The following is a 17958-nucleotide window of genomic DNA, read 5'->3' as shown; positions in this document are numbered from 1 at the left end:
ATGGATCTTTCGACTTTGATGCCGCAACAGCTGCAGATTGTCAAAACGCTCGACCGCCCGCTGTTTGTCTCGGCGGGCGCCGGTTCGGGTAAGACCTTTACCCTCACGCGCCGCATCGTCTATGCGCTCTCGCCCGAATCCGGTCCGTTCGTTGAGCATCTGGACCAGGTGCTCGCCATTACCTTTACCAAAGATGCCGCGGCCGAGATTCGCGACCGCGTGCGCCGTGCGCTTATCGACGAGGGCATGGACGAGGAAGCACTGACCGTCGACGACGCGTGGATCTCGACCATTCACGGCATGTGCTCGCGTATCCTGCGCGCGCATGCGCTGGAGCTGGGCATCGACCCCGAGTTCACGGTGCTCACCGATACCGACGAGCTTATGGACCAGGCTGTTGAGCACGTGCTGGCCCGCGCGACGGCACCCGATGCCGCCCCCGAGCTCGCGGCATCGCTCAAGGCCCTCTATGCCTGGTATCCCATGGCGGGCGAGGGCGGTTCCTTTGGCACCGGCACGACCATCAAGGGCCTGGTGCGCGACCTGCTGGAGCTGTCGAGCCAGTTGCCGGGCGGTATGGACGACGTGCGCGTGGCGCGCGGCCAGGCCGATACCTCGGCGCTCGCCGATGCCTATCGCGCGGCGCTGGGCGCAAGCAAGTCCTCGACCGAGAAGGCGCAGGCGGCGCTCGATGCCATCGACGCGTTCGAGGCGAGCGACAAGACCATGGTCGATGCGGCGCGACTCATGATGTCGTGCACCATGCCGCGCGCGAGCAAGGCGTTCCCCAAGGAGCAGGTCGAGCTGCTCAAGGCCGAGGCCGCCGATGCGTTTATCAATATCGTGCTTGCCTGTGGTGGCCCGGCGCTCGATGCGTTGGTGGGCCTGGCCCGTTCCGTGGAGGCCGAGTATCGCGCGCTGAAGGCTGCCCAGTCCGCCCTCGATAATAACGACCTGCTGCGTATGGCTTACGAGGCCCTGCGCGATTACCCTGCCATCCGTGCTGCGTACGAGGGCCGCTTTAAGATGGTCATGATCGATGAGTTTCAGGATACCGACCAGATGCAGGTCGATCTGATCCGTTACCTGACGGGTGCGGGGGAGCGCGCGCTGTGCACCGTGGGCGATGCGCAGCAGTCCATCTATCGCTTCCGTGGCGCCGAGGTCGAGGTGTTCCGTCGTCAGGAGCGCAAGGTGGGCTCGTCTGCCGCGCCCGAGGCGACTGCCGTGGTCGACGCCCCTGCCGGCGAACTCGTCAAACTCGTGCGCAACTTCCGCAGCCACGACGAGGTGCTGCGCTACGTGGCGCGCGTCTTTGACGGCGACACCGGTGGTTTGATGCAGGGGTTCTTGGATCTTGAACCGAGCGACAAACGCAAGGACAAGCTCAAGGCAAAGGCTTCGCGCCGCCAGGCGCTGTTCGTTGCCGGTGGCAGCACGCAGGAGCGAACGCAGGCGAAAGCTCGTGCGATTGCCGAGCGGTTCCAAGCGCTCGTCAAAGCGGGGCAGCCCCAGGGCGATATGGTGTTGCTGCTGGGTCGCATGACCAATGCCGACGTCTACGCACAGGCCTTCCGCGACCAGGGGCTCGACTGCGTCATCGCGGGCGGCTCAGTCTTTGCCCAAGCTGCCGAGGTGCAGACGGTGCGCGCCCTGGTCTGCGCGCTCGCCAATCCGGCCGATACGGCGCAGGGTCTTATGCCGCTGTTGGCCTCGCCGATGTTTGCACTCGGCGCCCAGGAGTTCCTGGCGCTGGCGACCAAGCTCGACGAGCAGACGGACGAGACGTCGCGCCGCAACATCGATGCGGGTATCATGAGCGATTCCGATGTGCCGGGCTTGCAGGGCTTGCCGCTCGTAACGCGCGCCCGTGAGGTGCTGCGCTACGCGCTTCGTCGCGTGGGGCGTGATTCGTTCGCTGCCATCGCGCGCGACGTGGTCAATGCCTCCGGCTGGTTCGTGCGTCTGGCGCAGCGCGGCCCCGAGGGCAAGGCCATTGCCGCCAACGTGCTCAAGGCGCTCGATGCCGTGGCCGAGGCAGAGGCCGAGCATGGCAATTCTCCGCGCTCCATCGCGCTCGCCTTCGACCGCTTCTTGGCGGGCAAGGAGGCCCCGGGCGCCCTCAACGAGGAGGGTGACGGCGCGGTACGCATCATGACCGTGCATGCGTCCAAGGGCTTGGAATATCCGGTCGTGGCGGTTGCCGAGTGTTTTGGCGTGCGCAAATCGTCCGGTGCGGCACAGATGGGTCGCGTCGAGGGCGGAGCGCAAGTCGTGGCGCTGCCGGCGCGCTTCGATGGCGTTAAGCTTGCCGACGGAACCTTCGTGAAGGGCGATGACGTCAAAAAGCAGTTTGAACACGCGTTTAAGGGCAAGGGCACGTCGCTGTGGCTGCCGCCAGAGCTTATGGAGGACGTATGCGCGACGGGCTCTCCCGCCGAGGCATTTGCCCGCCTGCGCAACGACGACCTGCAGCTTTCGCTCGAGGAACGGGCCCGCTTGCTCTACGTTGCCATGACGCGTGCGGGCGAGCTGGTGATCTTGGCGATGGACGCCGGCGTGAGCCGTGGCAAGGTGACGGCGCCGACCTTCGATGTCGAGACGGACCTGACCTACGACGTCCTGCGCCGCATCCTGCCGACCGACAGTCTGGACATGCCGCAGCTCGATAGCGACCGCCTGGTGTTCGACAACTCCCAACCGGGCGACTACGAGCTCATTTCGCTGACGGACTTTACGTTTGGCGAGCAGGCGTTTGAGGCCAACGCTTCGCTGGATGTCGAGGGCAGGCTTGTTCGTGGCGATGTCGATACAGATACTGCCGACGATTCGGCCAGTACAATCGTCCCCGGTCCTGCCGACCCCGAGCCCGATGCGTTTGAGCTCGTGTATCCCCAGGCAGCGGGCGTGCGCATGGGTGTCTGTCCGTATCAGATGCGTGATTCGTATAGCTACTCGTCAATCGCCGCGGCGCTCCATGCCGAGGCGGAAGACCGTGCCGCCGAGGCTCGTGTTCCCATGGACGAGTCCGGCGATGATGCGGAGTCGGATGGTTCCGAGATGACGGATGCAGACGTGGCCGCCGTCGAGCCCGTTGGCAACCCCATGGCGCTGGGCTCGGCCTTCCACGCTGCCTGCCAGTGGCTCATCGAGATGGGTGCCGATGCGCTGCCCGCTGCGCGCGCCGATGCGCTGGCGCGTCTGTGGCGCCTGACGCCGGAGCAGCGCGGGCGCTTCGATGCCGCCCTGAATCGCTGGCTCAAGTCGGCGGTCCGTGCCGAGCTGCTTGCCTGGCCGTGCGTTCGTGCCGAGGTACCGTTCTTCTCGCTGGGTTGCGAGGACGAGGACATTGCCCGCTACGGTGCATATGCCGAGGGCGCCATCGATGCACTGGCCACCGACCCGGCCGATCCGTCGCGCGCACTGGTCATCGACTACAAGACGGGCGGCACGCCGGACGAGACGCCGGAGCAGCTGCAGGAGAAGCACGCCCTGCAGGCGCGCGTCTACGCTGATGTTCTGCATAAGGCGGGCTTTGAGGCCGTGACCGTCAAGTTCGTTCGCGTGGAGCAGGCGAATCCAACCATCTTCGTCGAACCCGCCGAACCTCAAGTGGTCACCTATAACTTCTAATCCTCAGATAACTTGCGGTGGAATACGGACTGTTTTGGCCAAAAAAGCCGCCAAACAGTCCGCATTTCACCACAACTCAAGAGGAGCCGTGTGGGTTTGGCTAGGTTCGGGTGCCGTCCGCGCCGTGCGGTAAAATCGTTCAGTCAGAACACGAACCCGCATCGGAGCTCATCATATGGCATTCGTCCATCTGCACAACCACACTGTCTTCTCCATGCTCGACGGCGCAACCCGTATCCAGGATATGGTCAATCGTGCCGTTGAGCTTGGCATGCCCGCCGTGGCCATTACCGACCACGGCTACATGTACGGCGTGCCCGACCTGGCGCTGGCCTGCGACGCCGTCAACCACAACACGCCCGAGTACAAGACATGGAGCCACGACAAGGCCTTCTTGGAAAAGGATCGCCGCGACGAGCTGGTGGAGCCCGACCCCGAGGCAAACCCGCGCGAGCATGCCCAGTATGTGAAGGACATGGCCATGTGGGACGAGAAGGGCAACATCGACGAGCTCAAGCCGCCCCTGGTCATCAAGCCCATCTTTGGCTGCGAGGTCTACTTTACGCCGGACGAGACGCTCGCCCGCGACCATAAGCCCGAGCTCTACCACATGATCCTTCTGGCCAAGGACCAGGAGGGCTACGTCAACCTGATGCAGACGGTTTCCGAGGCCGCCGTGCAGGGCTTTTACTACAAGCCGCGCGTGACGCTCGACAACCTGCGCCGCCACGCCAAGGGCATGATCTGCACGAGCGCCTGCATCGCGGGCATCATCCCCAAATACATCGACCGCGGCGACATGGAAGGCGCCATCAAGTGGGCCGAGACTTTCCGTGACACCTTTGACCCCGGCGACTTTTACATCGAGATTCAGGAACACGGCATTACCACCGATAACGGCCTGACCGACGAGCAGATGGACCGCACGCTCATCGATATCGCCAAACAGGTGGGCGTCAAGGTCATCGCTACCAACGACTTTCACTACCTGCGCCGCGAGGATGCGCCCGTGCAGGACGTCATCATGTGCATTGGCATGAACGCCAAGGTCGATGACCCCAACCGCATGCGCATGACCGGCTCGGAGTTTTATATGAAGACCGAGGAAGAGATGCGGGCGATGTTCCCGTATTGCCCCGAGGCCTGCGACAACACACTCGAGATCGCCGACAAGTGCTACGTGGAGCTGGACTGGGACTCCATCATCCTGCCGCGCTTCCCGTTGCTCGATCCCGGCGAGACGCACGAGAGCCAGTTCCGCCGCGAGTGCGAGAAGGGCCTGCGCCAACACTACGGTGACGACTGGGCCACGCGCGAAATCTGTGGCGTCAACATCAAAGAGCGCTTTGAGTACGAATACAAGGTCATCTGCGACAAGGGCTTTGCCGCCTACTTTTTGATCGTCGCCGAGTACGTGCAATGGGCCAAGGACAACGGCATCGGCGTCGGTCCCGGCCGTGGCTCGGCCGCCGGCGCTATCGTCGCCTACGCCATGAACATCACCGCGTTCGACCCGCTCGAGAACGGCCTGATGTTCGAGAGGTTCCTGTCCCCGCAGCGTACCGAGATGCCCGATATCGATATGGACTTCGACGATGAGCGGCGCCTCGAGGTCGTGGAGCACGTTCGCCAGCTCTACGGTCCCGAGAAGGTCACCCACGTCATCACCTACTCGACCATTAAGGCCAAGCAGGCCATCAACGACGCCGCGCGCGTGCTGGACTATCCGGTCTACATGGGCCAGCGCCTGTCCAAGATGGTCTCGAGCGACCCCAAGGTCAAGCTCAAGCAGGTGCTCGAAAAGCAACCCGGCAAAGAGGATCTGTTTAACCCCGACTTTGCCGAGGCCTATAAAAAGGACGACGACGCCCGCCGTATCATCGACACGGCGCTCTCGATCGAGGGCCTCACCCGTGGCGAGGGTGTGCACGCGTGCGCCGTCCTGATCTGCCGCGATCCCGTCAACGAGCATGTGCCCACCAAGCTCGATACCAAGGGCGGCGTCGAGATTACCCAGTACGAGGGTCATACCGTTGCCGACATGGGCCTGCTCAAGATGGACTTCTTGGGCCTGCGCACGCTGACGGTTATCTCCAAGGCCAAGGCAAACATCAAAAAGAACTTCGGCATCGACATCAAAGAGGAAGAGATTCCCTTTGACGACCCCGAGATCTTTAAGCTCATGGGCTCCGGTCACACCGCCGGCGTCTTCCAGGTCGAGTCCGCCGGCATGACGGCCACGATCAAGAACATGAAGCCCACCGAGTACAAGCACGTCGTGGCATTGATCGCTCTATACCGCCCGGGCCCGCTGGGCGCCGGCATGGTTTCGTCCTACATCAACCGTATGAACGGCAAGGAGCCGGCCGTCTCCTACGACGACCGCCTGGACGACATCCTGGGCGAAACCTACGGCACCATGGTCTACCAGGAGCAGGTTATGCTCATCTCCGTTGAGATGTGCGGCTTCTCCAAGGGCGAATCGGACTCGCGTATCCGTAAGCCCGTGGCTAAGAAAAAGATCAAGCTGCTCACGTCGACGGTGCTCCACTGGGAGGATGGCTCGGACGAGACTACCTACGACCACTGGATGAACGGCGCTATCAAGAACAACTACACGCGCGAGGTCGCCCAGAAGATTTGGGACGATGTTCTCGAGTTCGCATCTTACGCCTTTAACAAGTCGCACTCCGCCGGCTACGCCATCCTGGTTATGCAGACGGCGTGGCTCAAGGCGCACTATCCGCACGAGTACATGGCGGCCGTTCTGACGTCCTATACGGGCAAGACCGACAAGATCGTTCACTACGTCTCGGCGTGCCGTCACGACGGCATCCCCGTGCTGTCGCCAGATGTCAACGAGTCCGGTACCGAGTTCACGGCTACCAAGGAAGGCGTGCGCTTTGGTTTGGCTGGCATCCGCGGCGTGGGCACCGGCGTGGCGCAGGCGATTATCGCCGAGCGCGAGGCGGGCGGCCCGTTTAAGACGCTGCACGACTTTGTCGAGCGCGTGGACTCGAGCCAGGCTAACCGTCGCGTGATCGAATCGCTCATCAAGGCAGGCGCCTTTGACTCCACGGGGTATCCGCGTCGCCAGATGATGCACTTTGTGGACAAGAACAACCCCGAGAACATCATCGATGCCGCCGTGAAGCGCCAGAAGGATCGTGCGAGCGGCCAGACGTCGTTCTTCGATATGTTTGGCGACGTTGAGGGCTCGGGCTTTGAGGTGAGCGTGCCCGATCCGGATGGCCAGGAGTGGGACCGCCACCTTAAGTTGAGCCAGGAGAAGGAGGTTCTGGGCATCTATGTCTCGGACCACCCGCTGCGCCCGTTTGAGTATGCGCTAGCCAAGGCACGCGACTTCTCGTTCTCGCAGATCGATACCGGCTACGAGGTGCAAAACCCCACGGGCGGTACCATCAACCAGGAGATTCCCGAGGGCAAGGCGCTGTGGTGGGCCGGCATGGTCTCGAGCGTGTCCAAGCGCGTGACCAAAAACGGCGACCCCATGGGCATCGTGCAGCTCGAGGACATGGAAGGCGAGGCCACGGTCGTGGTGTTCCCCAAGACCTACAAAGAGGCCGAGGGATACCTGTACGGCGAGGTCGATCCCGAGACCGGTGCTCAGCTGTCCGATGCGTTTGTGCGCATTAAGGGCAAGCTCGAGCGCTCGGACCGCGGCGACCAGATCATCGCGCAGGAGATCGTGCCGCTGGAGCTTAACGAGGAGAGCAACAAGCCCAAGGTGTTTGAGGTCATGGTGCCCAACAACCGCTTTAGCCAGGGCAATATGGCGCGTCTTGCCACGGTGCTTACCGCCAACCCGGGCGGCGACCGCGTGGAGATCTTTATCGAGCAGGTGGACGGGCGCGTACTGCGTGCCGAGGTGCCGGCCAAGGTCAACGCACGCTCGATTCCGCTGCTAGCCGAGGCAAAGGCCATCGTGGGCAACCAAGGCAGAGTGACGGTGATCTAAAATGATTTTTTAATCCCCGTCCCAGAAAAATCATCCGGTGGGTGGATTGGAGGAAGTGATGGCGCAGGGGACGTTTGTGCAGGCGCTCCGGAAAGAGGCGGCGCTGAGCGGCACCTTTATGAAAGGGCGTTCGCTCATGCTCAACGGTGCCGTGCTGTCGATCGAGGACAACGGCTCGCGCTTCTCCAAAAACGTGACGCTTGAGGGTGCAGTGCGCGGCTCGCGTGGCGACCTGTACAAGACGCACGTGGCGCTCGACATGGACGAGCGCGAGGTGATCGACTACGACTGCGATTGCCCTGCTGCCTATCGCTACCCCGGCATGTGCAAGCACGCCATCGCCACGGCGCTGGCGTATCTGGACGCAAGCGGCACCGAGCCCGTCGAAGGTTTACGCACGCCGGTCCGCACGTTTACGGCGGCGCCCAAGCAAGCCGCGCGTCCCGCGTCCGCCGCACCGGCGGTCAACCCTAACTTTCCCTTCCCGGCGCCAGTTCCCACGAGCCCGAGCCTCATGAAGGCGCTCTCCGATCTTTCGGACGCGCGCATGGATGAGTTGGCGGGCATGCGCCGCAAGCTCGCCGGCACTGTCGACCCCGATGCCCCCAAGGCGGTGTTGGAGCCCTCGTTGGTGCCGTACTACAATCCACTGTTCGCCGACCGCTTTAGCTGGGCGCTCGGGCTTCGTATCCGCTGCGGCTCGGTGTCCTACGTGGTCAGGGACATCGACGGCATGGCCGCCGCCTATGTGCGCGGCGGCACGTTCTCGTACGGCAAGAAGCTCACGTTCCTCCATGCGCCCGAGGCCTTCGACGAGGTTTCGGTGCGTCTGCTCGACCTTGTTGTGGCAACGGTTGTGTATCTGAGCGACATCACGAGTTCGCGTTCGGCGTCGTACGATTTTGCACGCAGCGGCTTTGTCGCCGAGCGCCAGCTGCCGCTGTCCGAGCATGACATCGTATACATGCTGGACTTGCTGCGTGGCCGGACCATTTCCTTTGAGCCCGCCTGGTCGCGGGGAACGACGACGCATCGTTCCTACGAGGTTGCGGTTGAGTTGTCGCCGGTGGGGGAGGACGAGGCCTCGGCAAAACAACCGCCGCTCCTTGCCGCCAAGATCGCGCCGGCGGCTGGTGGCAGCTACGATCTGCGCCTGCCGGCCGATGCATACTGCTTTGCTTCGGGCGACGTTGCCTATCTGGTCGACACCCGCCGTGCGCGCCGCGCCGATGTGGCGTTTGCCCAGCATGCGGCGCCGTTTCTATCGCGTTTGCTGCCCTGTCGCACGCCGGTCCATATCGCTGCCGACCAGGTGGGGGAGTTCTGTCGTATGGCGCTGCCCATTTTGCGCGACTACACCGACCTCACCGCGCCCGCCGCGCTCGATACCGTGGCACCCGAGCCGAGCTTTGCTATGGCGATCGGCGTCGATGATGGGCTCGTGACCTGCAAAATTACGGTTACCTACGGCGATTGGTCGGCGGATCTCTTTAGCCTGGGCGCTCCGGGCAGTCTCTTCGAAGAGCAACGCCCTGGCGTGCCACCCCGCGACGAGGTGGCGGAGTTTCGCGTTATGGACACGGCGGCCCTGTACTTCGATTTCTACGAGGGCGGTCTGGCGTTCGAGGAGCGCGATGACGCCCGCTTGTTCTGCCTGCTGACCGAGGGTCTGTCTGCCCTGTCCGAGCTGGGTGAGGTCATGCTCAGCGACCGTCTGCGCCAGATTTCGGTCCGCCCTGCGCCCAAGCTCTCGGTTCGTGCGACCGTCAAGAGTAACCTGCTCGATGTCGAGCTGGGCGCGAGCGGGCTTTCGGCTGCGGACCTTGCCGTCTACCTCGACTCCTATAAGCGTCACCAGACGTTTGCGCGTCTCACGTCGGGCGATATCATTCGCCTGGACGAGGGGGCGCGCGCCGCGTTTGGCCTTGCCGAGGATCTGGGGGTCGATGCTGTCGACCTGCTCGACGGTGTGTCGCTTCCCGCGTCGAGTACCCTGTTCGTCGACAGCATGCTTGCGCGCACGCCCGCGCTCGAGGCCGATCGCGACGCTGCGTTCCGCCGTACCGTCGAGCGCCTGGACACGCTCGGCAAGATGGACTTTACGGTGCCGGTCTCGCTCAAGGCCACACTGCGCGGCTACCAGGTCGACGGATACCAGTGGCTCGGCTCGCTCGAACACCTGGGCCTTGGCGGCATCTTGGCCGACGACATGGGCCTGGGCAAAACGCTCCAGATGATCGCGCATATCCTGGCGCGCGTGGAGGCGGGGGACACCAAGCCCACGCTCGTGGTATGCCCGGCCTCACTCGTGTACAACTGGACTGCCGAGCTGGAGCGCTTTGCGCCCTCGCTCGATGTTTGCGCAATCGTGGGCGCCAAGGCGCAGCGTCGCGTGCAGATTGCCGGCGTGGCTGAGCATAACGTGGTCGTGACGTCGTATGACCTTATGCGCCGCGATATCGATGAGTACGCCGGGCAGGATTTTGCCCGCGTGGTGCTCGACGAGGCCCAGTACATTAAAAACCCGCTCACCCAGGTGGCACGTGCCACCAAGCGCCTGCCGGCCGGCGTGCGCTTTGCCCTGACGGGCACGCCCATCGAAAACCGCCTATCCGAGCTCTGGAGCATCTTCGACTTTTTGATGCCGGGCCTGCTGGGCACGCGTGAATCGTTTGCAAAGCGCTTCGAAAGCCCCGTCGAGCATGCCGAGGGCGATAGCGCCGCTCGCCTGCGGGCGCTCGTGTCGCCGTTTGTGCTGCGCCGTGTTAAGGAAGACGTGGTGGCCGACCTGCCCGAGAAGATCGAGGACACCGTCATGGCGCAGCTCACCGGCGAGCAGCGCAAGCTCTACCTGGCCAACCAAGACCGCATCGCCCAGCAGGTGCAGCACCGCGAGGCATCCGAGTTTAAGAAAGACAAGCTCAAGGTGCTCGCCGAGCTCACCAAGCTGCGCCAGATCTGCTGCGACCCGCATCTACACTACGAGGACTACAAGGCGGGGAGCGCCAAGCTCGACGCTTGTATGGAACTCGTGCACGGTGCGCTCGACGGCGGGCATCGCATCCTGTTGTTCAGCCAGTTTACGGGTATGCTCGATATCATCGGCAAGCGTTTGGCCAAGGAGGATATCGCCTTCCTTAAGCTCACGGGCGCTTCGTCTAAGGAGAGCCGCGCCAAGATGGTCGTGCAGTTCCAGGCGGGCGCGGTGCCGGTGTTTCTGATCTCGCTCAAGGCGGGCGGCGTGGGCCTCAACCTGACGGCGGCCGACGTGGTCATCCACTACGACCCGTGGTGGAACGTGGCCGCGCAGGACCAGGCGACCGACCGAGCGCACCGTATTGGCCAGCAACATACCGTGACCGTGTACAAGCTCATCGCTAAGGACACGATTGAGGAGCGCATCATGCAGATGCAGGAGTCCAAACGCGACCTGGTCAACAGCGTGCTCGGCGGCGACGGCATCTCCTCGGCGCTGTTTACCCGTGAGGATGTTCTGGCGCTGCTCGGCGGCGACGGGCGCTAGCCGCGCGCGGGGTGGGACTGCTGGAGTGGGCAGGACGGTCGACGCATTTTAGCCTGACCGCTTGCCTGATCCGTTATGTGTTCATTTGCAATGCCGTGGATGGTTCGTCTGCCTTTGGGCATAAGAACCATCAAGAACATCGGCACATCAGCAAAGGAGAACATCATGGCGAAATTCTTTAAGGACCCCGACGGTAAGCTCATCGCCGCTCTTGGCAACGACGTTGCAACCCCTGCCGGTTGCACGGAACTGACCGCAAACACTGAGGACGCGGCGCACGAGAAGCACGTGCCTGTTGTCGAGACCGAGCGCGACGGTCATGTGATTCGCGCCCGCGTTGGCTCGGTCGAGCACCCCAGCCTGCCCGAGCACTACATTGAGTGGATCGCCCTTGAGGCCGAGGGCCGCTTAGAGGTCCATTACCTTGAGCCCGGCATGAAACCCGCGACGTTTTTCGCGGGCGGCTCCAAGACCGGTACCGTCTACGCCTACTGCAACCTGCACGGGCTGTGGTCCGCGACATTCTAGGAGCGCGCCCCCGCTCGGGGTATCATAGCTAGCATATGCACATGCAAGCGCCGACTGCATTATGCGGCCGGCGCTTTTACTACGATTTCGATGGTTTACGACGGAAAGGGCTGAGCCATGAAGCTCGCGCTTGCACAGATCGATATGCGCCTGGGTGATATTGAGGGCATTTGCGGCCGCATCGAGGACCAGGCTCGTCTGGCCCACGAGCGCGGAGCGCGCGTGCTGTGCGTTCCGGCTCCGCTCTTTATGGGCGCCATGCCCGGTGGCCTGGTGGGCGCTGCCGACTTTGAGCACGACATGCTTGCCGGCTTGACTGGTGTCGCCGAGCGTATCCAGGAGCTTGACATGATCTGCATCGTGCCCGCGGCGGTTTCGTTTGAGGGCCAGCCGCTGCTCGACTACATGATGCTCAAGGACGGTCATGTGGTGCCGGCGCGTTCGAGCATTGCTTTGCAGCGTGGCGAGAACAACGACACGCGTTGGGCGCCGCCGGTGTTCGACGTGGACGGCGTGCGCATCGCCGTGATTTTTGACTTGGACCGCGAGCTCGAGATGTTGCCGACCGGCGTCGACCTCATCGCGTATTTCCAATTCAACGCGTTTGACATGACCGACCGCGAGACTGCCGCCATTGCCGCCGTTCGCAGCGGCGCCTACCGCAAGATCGCATCCAAGCGCAGCGTGTGGTTTGCCTGCATGGCGCCGGTCGGTGCCTATGACGAGTCGGTGTATACCGGCGGTTCGTTTGTGCTCGACGACTGCGGTCGCGTGGTGGCCCAGGCGCCGTGTTTTGAGGAGAGCCTGCTGGTTCAGGAGATTCAGCGTGGCGTGATGCTCGATGCCCTGGAAGATCACGAACTGCCCGAGTTCCGTTCCGAGGAGTGGCTGTGGCAGGCGCTGGTGCTCGCCGTGCGCGACAACGCCCGAGCCCACGGTGCGTCGCGTGCTGTGATGGCACTCGAGGGTGACTTGCCGTCGTCTTTGCTGGCGGCGCTGGCCGTCGACGCTCTGGGCCCGCGTAATGTGATTGGCCTGGTGCTGGGGCGCAACCGTATCTTTACGCCGGCGCAGGAAGAGGCCGAGGCTGCCCGCTGTGCCGCCGTCCGCGCCATCGCCGAGCGTTTGCACATTCGCACCGTCGAGCGCGATGCACCGGATGCGGCGCGTGTGCTCGATCGCGACGTGTCGGCGGGCGATGCCGAGCGTCTGCGCTCGCGCACGTTGGGCCTCATGCTGGAGGACACGGCGCTCGAGCTGGGTGCGATGGCGCTGAGCCCGCTGTCCAAAACCGAGTACGCGCTGGCGGCGCCGGCGCTTTGCGGCGGCTATCAGGGCGATTACGCGCCTTTTGGCGATGTGTACCTGTCGACGCTTGAGTTTGTGGCGCGTGTGCGCAACCGCACGTCTTCTGTGGTGCCCCAAGAGCTCGTGACGCTCAACGCGGTGGAGGATTGCATGGAGCGTGTGCTGGCGCAGGCGCTCTCGACGCTCGACGGTCCGGTCGATATGCTCGACCGCGCGGCACAGCTGCTCGGCGGGCTTGAGCCGGGTGAGGTCGATGGCGCGCTCGAGGCGCACGTGGACCGCAATCGATCTTTCGACGATATCCCGATGGTCGCTGGCAAGCCTGAGGCCTGCTCGCTGCTCCTGATGCTCGCTCGACAGGGTGAAGCTGCCCGCCGCATGTTGCCGACGGCGCCGATCGTCTCGGCCCGTTCGTTTGCCGAGCGCTCCTGGCCGTACATGCTCGCGTGGTCCGACCTGGGGCTTAACGGCAAGGAGCGTATGACGGTCGATTCGCTGGCGCGCGCCGAGGTGCGCCGTTTTGCCGACGAGGATACGAGCGAGCGCGTGCGAAACGAGATGATGGGCGTGCTGGGCGAGCTACTGGGTATTTCGCCCGAGCAGATGGAGGAGCTGCGCTCTGAGGACGGTCAGCGTCGTTTGCACGAGGGAATGAAAAAGTTCGAGGGCGAGGTTCAGGACGCCATCGATAAGATGATGGGCGGTCAGGGCGGCTCGCAAGGTAGTCCCCAGGGTGGCCCGATGCCGCATCCGCCGGTGGATCCGAGGCAGTTCCCCTTTTTCTCGCAGAACTAAACTGGGGATGGGATTCGCTCTCAGCCCCGATACTTCATCTAAGCATCTTGACCCCGTTGTGTTATTCTAGAACAGACGTTCGTGAATGATGCGCGGGGCCTTGTCTTGCGCTGCGCTTGTGGCGAGGGGAGGTCGGCTTGGTTATCTTGGGTATCGACCCTGGTTTGGCCCATACGGGTTGGGGGATTATCGAGGAGCGGCGTGGCGAGGTTCGCTGCCGTGCCTACGGTTGTATCGAGACCAGCGCGGGCAGCCCGCTCGCAGTGCGCCTGTCGCATATCGCCCGCGACCTCAAGGGCGTCGTCGAACGCTACCGTCCCGATACCGCGGCTATCGAGAGCATCTACTTTGGCGCTAACGTTCGCTCGGCCATCCCCACGGCGCATGCCCGCGGTGCCGCGCTCGTGGCGCTTTCGGAGTGCGCGCTCGAGATTGGCGAGTATACGCCCATGCAGATTAAGCAGGCTGTTGTGGGCACCGGCGCCGCGGACAAACGGCAGGTCGCGTATATGGTTCGTACGCTCACACAGCTCGATCACGACCCGCACCCAGACCATGCCGCCGATGCCCTGGCTTGCGCCATCTGTCACGTTAACCTAAGCCGTACCCGGGCGCTTACCGGCGGCGAGTTCTATCAACAGAGAGGAACCGGATACTGATGATCTCCCAGCTCCATGGAACGCTTGTCGAGGCCACGATGAGCTCGGCCGTCGTCGATGTATCGGGCGTGGGCTTTGAGCTCGGTATTTCGGGCAGCACTGCCGCCACGCTGCCTACGCCCGGCGGCGAGGTTCGCCTCTATACCCGTATGCAGGTGCGCGAGGACGCCGTGACGCTCTTTGGCTTTGCCTCCAAGGACGAGCGCACGATGTTCGATCGGCTCGTTTCCGTCTCGGGCGTCGGTCCGCGTCTGGCACTTGCCGTGCTTTCCACTTATACCGTGGGACAGCTGTATTCCCTGGTGATGGCCGAGGACGACAAGGGCATGGCCAAGGTGCCCGGTGTAGGCAAAAAGACCGCCCAGCGCCTCATCTTAGAGCTCAAGAGTACCTTTGCCAAGGACAAGGGCTTTGTTCCGGTCGACGTAATCCCCGGTCAGGTTGCGATGCCGGTCCCCGCCGCCACTCCCTCGGCGATCGATGATGCCCGCGCGGCGCTCCTTTCCATGGGCTTTAGCCCGCAGGAGACCGAGGTTGCCCTGAGCGGGTATGATGGGCAGGATATGCGTGTCGAGGACCTGCTCGGCGCGGCGCTTAAGCGACTCGGAATGGATGCGTGATGTGGGAAGCCGATGACTCTCAGGACCTGTGGGCGACGCCCGGCAACTCGCCGGCGGCATCCATGGCGCACGGTGAGCGCATGGTGGGCTCGGAACTGACACCCGAAGACCTCGATGTCGACCGTACCCTGCGTCCCCAGCGCCTAGACGACTACTGCGGTCAGGAGCATATCAAACAGAGCCTGCGCGTGCTGATCGAGGCGGCGCAGAGCCGTGGCGAGACGCTCGATCACGTGATCTTCTCGGGTCCTCCGGGCCTGGGCAAGACCACGCTGGCTACCGTTATCGCCAACGAGCTGGGCGCTCAGATCAAGACGACGAGTGGTCCGGCTATCGCGCGTACCGGTGACCTGGCAGCCATTCTGACTAACCTGCAGCCGGGTGACGTGCTGTTTATCGACGAGATCCACCGTCTTAACCGTTCGGTCGAGGAAGTCCTGTATCCCGCTATGGAGGACTTTGCGCTCGACATCGTGATCGGTAAAGGCCCGGCCGCTCGCTCGATTCGCCTAGATATTCCCAAGTTTACGCTGGTGGCGGCAACGACCCGTTCGGGTATGCTGACCGGCCCGTTGCGCGACCGCTTTGGCATTTCGTATCGCCTGGACTACTACACGGTCGAGGAGCTTGCTCAGATCGTGACGCGCTCGGCGACCATCTTGGGCGTGACGATAGACCATCCGAGCGCGCTCGAGATCGGCTCGCGCTCGCGTGGCACGCCGCGCTTGGCCAACCGTCTGCTCAAGCGCGTGCGCGACTATGCGCAGGTGCGCGGCAACGGTCCTATTGAGCTTGATATTTGCCGTCAGGCGCTCGAGTTTTTCGAGATCGACGAGCTTGGTCTGGACTGGATGGACATTCGAATTTTGGAGACGCTTGCCAAGACGTTCTCCGGCCGTGCCGTGGGTCTGACGACCCTTGCCAGCGCGGTAGGCGAGGACCCGGGTACGCTCGAGGATGTCTATGAGCCCTATCTGCTGCAGTGCGGCTTGATGATTCGCACGCCCCAGGGCCGCCAGGCAACCTTGCGCACCTTTGAGCACTTGGGCATCGAGCCAGCCGTTTAGAGGCGGGTTTGTTTTGGCTGGTCTGTAGGCTATCGCTGAGCATTGGATAAACATATCGCCATTCATCGGTTACGGGTGTTTTACTATTGCGCGCCCGTGCTATGCTGAATTGGTCTTTTTCTCATCCGGTAACGAAAGGACCGTCCATGCCTACTGACATCGAAATCGCACGTTCCGTCACGCCGCTGCCCATTACCGAGGTGGCTAAGAACGCCGGTGTCGACGTAAAGCACCTGATTCCGTACGGCTTCGACAAGGCTAAGGTCGACTATTCACTGCTCAACGAGCCGACCAATCACCAGGCCAAGCTCGTCCTCGTGACCGCCATCAACCCCACGCCCGCCGGCGAGGGCAAGACCACCACGACCATCGGTCTGGCCGATGGTCTACGCCGTCGCGGTGTCAAGAGCGCCGTGGCCCTGCGCGAGCCTTCGCTCGGTCCCGTCTTTGGCGTAAAGGGCGGTGCCGCCGGCGGCGGTTGGGCCCAGGTCATCCCCATGGAGGACATCAACCTGCACTTTACCGGCGACTTCCACGCTATCGGTGCCGCCAATAACCTGCTGGCCGCCATGCTCGACAACCATATTCAGCAAGGCAACCAGCTCGGTATTGACGTCAAGCGCATCACCTGGAAGCGCGTCGTCGACATGAATGACCGCCAGCTGCGCCATGTTATCGACGGCATTGGCGGCAAGGCCCAGGGCGTGCCGCGCGAGGACGGCTTCGATATCACCGTTGCCTCCGAGGTCATGGCAATCCTGTGCCTGTCCACGAGCATCAACGACCTCAAGGAGCGCTTGGGCGAGATCGTCGTCGGCTACAGCTATGCCGGCGAGCCCGTCCGCGCACGCGACCTTAAGGCCCAGGGCGCCATGGCCGCGCTGCTTAAGGATGCACTCAAGCCCAACCTGGTGCAGACGCTCGAGGGTACGCCCGCATTTGTCCACGGCGGTCCCTTCGCCAACATCGCCCACGGCTGTAACTCCATCATGGCCACGCGTATGGCTATGCGTTTTGGCGATGTCGCCATTACCGAGGCAGGCTTTGGCGCCGATCTGGGTGCCGAGAAGTTCCTCGACATCAAGTGCCGCATGACGGGCGTTCGCCCCAGCGCCGTCGTGATTGTCGCCACCGCCCGCGCGCTTAAGTACAACGGCGGCGTTGCCAAGGCCAACCTTAACGACGAGAACCTCGAGGCCCTCAAGGCCGGCATGCCCAACCTGCTGCGCCACGTTGACAATATCCAGAACGTCTATGGTCTTCCCTGTGTGGTCGCCATCAACCGCTTCCCGACGGACACCGAGGCCGAGCTCGAGCTCATCGAGTCCGAGTGCCAGAAGCTCGGCGTTAACGTCAAGCTTTCTGAGGTCTGGGCCAAGGGCGGCGAGGGTGCGCTCGACCTGGCCGATGAGGTCATGCGCCTGATTGAGCAGCCGAGCGAGCTCAAGTTTGCCTACGAGGACGGCGCCGATGTCGCCGATGCCCTCGAGGCCGTCGCCACCAAGGTCTACCGCGCCGACGGCGTCGACTTTACGCCGGCTGCCAAGCGTCAGCTCGCCGAGCTGCGCGAGAACGGCTTTGGCAACCTGCCGGTGTGCGTCGCCAAGACCCAGTACAGCTTTAGCGACAACGCCAAGGCGCTGGGCGCCCCCGAGGGCTTCCGCATCACCGTGCGCGAGCTCAAGGTTTCCGCCGGTGCCCACTTTGTGGTCGCGCTGACTGGCAGCGTCCTGACTATGCCGGGTCTGCCCAAGGTTCCCGCGGCCGAGAATATCGACGTTGACAACGACGGCAACATCACCGGCCTGTTCTAAGCCTGCTGCTCATAGCCGCTTGCCCGCCCCGC

At 63.2% G+C, this 17958-nt stretch carries 9 protein-coding genes; all 9 read left to right on the top strand.

Translation table 11 applies throughout. The annotated features are described in order from the left end of the window. The 9 genes from KTF55_RS03845 (at nucleotide 1) to KTF55_RS03805 (ending at nucleotide 17926) form a co-directional block, all read left to right on the top strand. A complete protein-coding gene (locus KTF55_RS03845; RefSeq protein ID WP_217108002.1) occupies nucleotides 1-3633 on the top strand; it encodes a UvrD-helicase domain-containing protein in 3633 nt (1210 codons plus the stop codon). Nucleotides 3634-3808: 175 nt separating this feature from the next. Next, nucleotides 3809-7612: a DNA polymerase III subunit alpha gene (gene dnaE, locus KTF55_RS03840; RefSeq protein WP_217108001.1), complete on the top strand. Its 3804-nt coding sequence runs from the start codon at nucleotides 3809-3811 to the stop codon at nucleotides 7610-7612. 58 nt (nucleotides 7613-7670) lie between these two features. Beyond that, nucleotides 7671-11135 carry a DEAD/DEAH box helicase gene (locus KTF55_RS03835; protein WP_217108000.1) on the top strand — a complete coding sequence of 1155 codons (3465 nt, stop codon included), beginning with the start codon at nucleotides 7671-7673 and terminating at the stop codon, nucleotides 11133-11135. A 165-nt stretch (nucleotides 11136-11300) separates the two neighbouring features. Then, nucleotides 11301-11663 carry a desulfoferrodoxin family protein gene (locus tag KTF55_RS03830; protein WP_089572163.1) on the top strand — a complete coding sequence of 121 codons (363 nt, stop codon included), beginning with the start codon at nucleotides 11301-11303 and terminating at the stop codon, nucleotides 11661-11663. Nucleotides 11664-11780: 117 nt separating this feature from the next. Further along, nucleotides 11781-13766 (top strand): hypothetical protein, encoded by a 1986-nt coding sequence (locus KTF55_RS03825; protein ID WP_217107999.1) that lies wholly within the window; start codon nucleotides 11781-11783, stop codon nucleotides 13764-13766. Nucleotides 13767-13903: 137 nt separating this feature from the next. Continuing rightward, a complete protein-coding gene (gene ruvC, locus KTF55_RS03820; RefSeq protein WP_035137351.1) occupies nucleotides 13904-14425 on the top strand; it encodes a crossover junction endodeoxyribonuclease RuvC in 522 nt (173 codons plus the stop codon). Then, complete coding sequence (gene ruvA / locus KTF55_RS03815) at nucleotides 14425-15045, top strand: Holliday junction branch migration protein RuvA (RefSeq protein ID WP_217107998.1); 621 nt, start codon at nucleotides 14425-14427, stop codon at nucleotides 15043-15045. Before ruvC ends, ruvA begins: the two co-directional genes overlap by 1 nt. Beyond that, nucleotides 15045-16112 carry a Holliday junction branch migration DNA helicase RuvB gene (ruvB, locus tag KTF55_RS03810; protein ID WP_118079537.1) on the top strand — a complete coding sequence of 356 codons (1068 nt, stop codon included), beginning with the start codon at nucleotides 15045-15047 and terminating at the stop codon, nucleotides 16110-16112. Before ruvA ends, ruvB begins: the two co-directional genes overlap by 1 nt. A gap of 146 nt (nucleotides 16113-16258) precedes the next feature. Further along, the gene (locus KTF55_RS03805; RefSeq protein ID WP_217107997.1) at nucleotides 16259-17926 is read left to right on the top strand and encodes a formate--tetrahydrofolate ligase; all 1668 of its coding nucleotides are present in this window, start codon (nucleotides 16259-16261) and stop codon (nucleotides 17924-17926) included. Nucleotides 17927-17958: the final 32 nt, after the last annotated feature.

Origin of the sequence: Collinsella sp. MSK.8.10, assembly GCF_019041915.1 — a bacterium.
Taxonomy (GTDB): Bacteria; Actinomycetota; Coriobacteriia; order Coriobacteriales; family Coriobacteriaceae; genus Collinsella.
The sequence above is the reverse complement of the archived record's forward strand: the minus strand, read 5'-3'. Positions and strand labels throughout refer to the sequence as shown.

Excerpts from the sequence above, each read along its gene's own strand:
- KTF55_RS03845 (WP_217108002.1), top strand. The coding sequence starts at position 1 with ATGGATCTTTCGACTTTGATGCCGCAACAGCTGCAGATTGTCAAAACG.
- dnaE (WP_217108001.1), top strand. The coding sequence starts at position 3,809 with ATGGCATTCGTCCATCTGCACAACCACACTGTCTTCTCCATGCTCGAC.
- KTF55_RS03835 (WP_217108000.1), top strand. The coding sequence starts at position 7,671 with ATGGCGCAGGGGACGTTTGTGCAGGCGCTCCGGAAAGAGGCGGCGCTG.
- KTF55_RS03830 (WP_089572163.1), top strand. The coding sequence starts at position 11,301 with ATGGCGAAATTCTTTAAGGACCCCGACGGTAAGCTCATCGCCGCTCTT.
- KTF55_RS03825 (WP_217107999.1), top strand. The coding sequence starts at position 11,781 with ATGAAGCTCGCGCTTGCACAGATCGATATGCGCCTGGGTGATATTGAG.
- ruvA (WP_217107998.1), top strand. The coding sequence starts at position 14,425 with ATGATCTCCCAGCTCCATGGAACGCTTGTCGAGGCCACGATGAGCTCG.
- ruvB (WP_118079537.1), top strand. The coding sequence starts at position 15,045 with ATGTGGGAAGCCGATGACTCTCAGGACCTGTGGGCGACGCCCGGCAAC.
- KTF55_RS03805 (WP_217107997.1), top strand. The coding sequence starts at position 16,259 with ATGCCTACTGACATCGAAATCGCACGTTCCGTCACGCCGCTGCCCATT.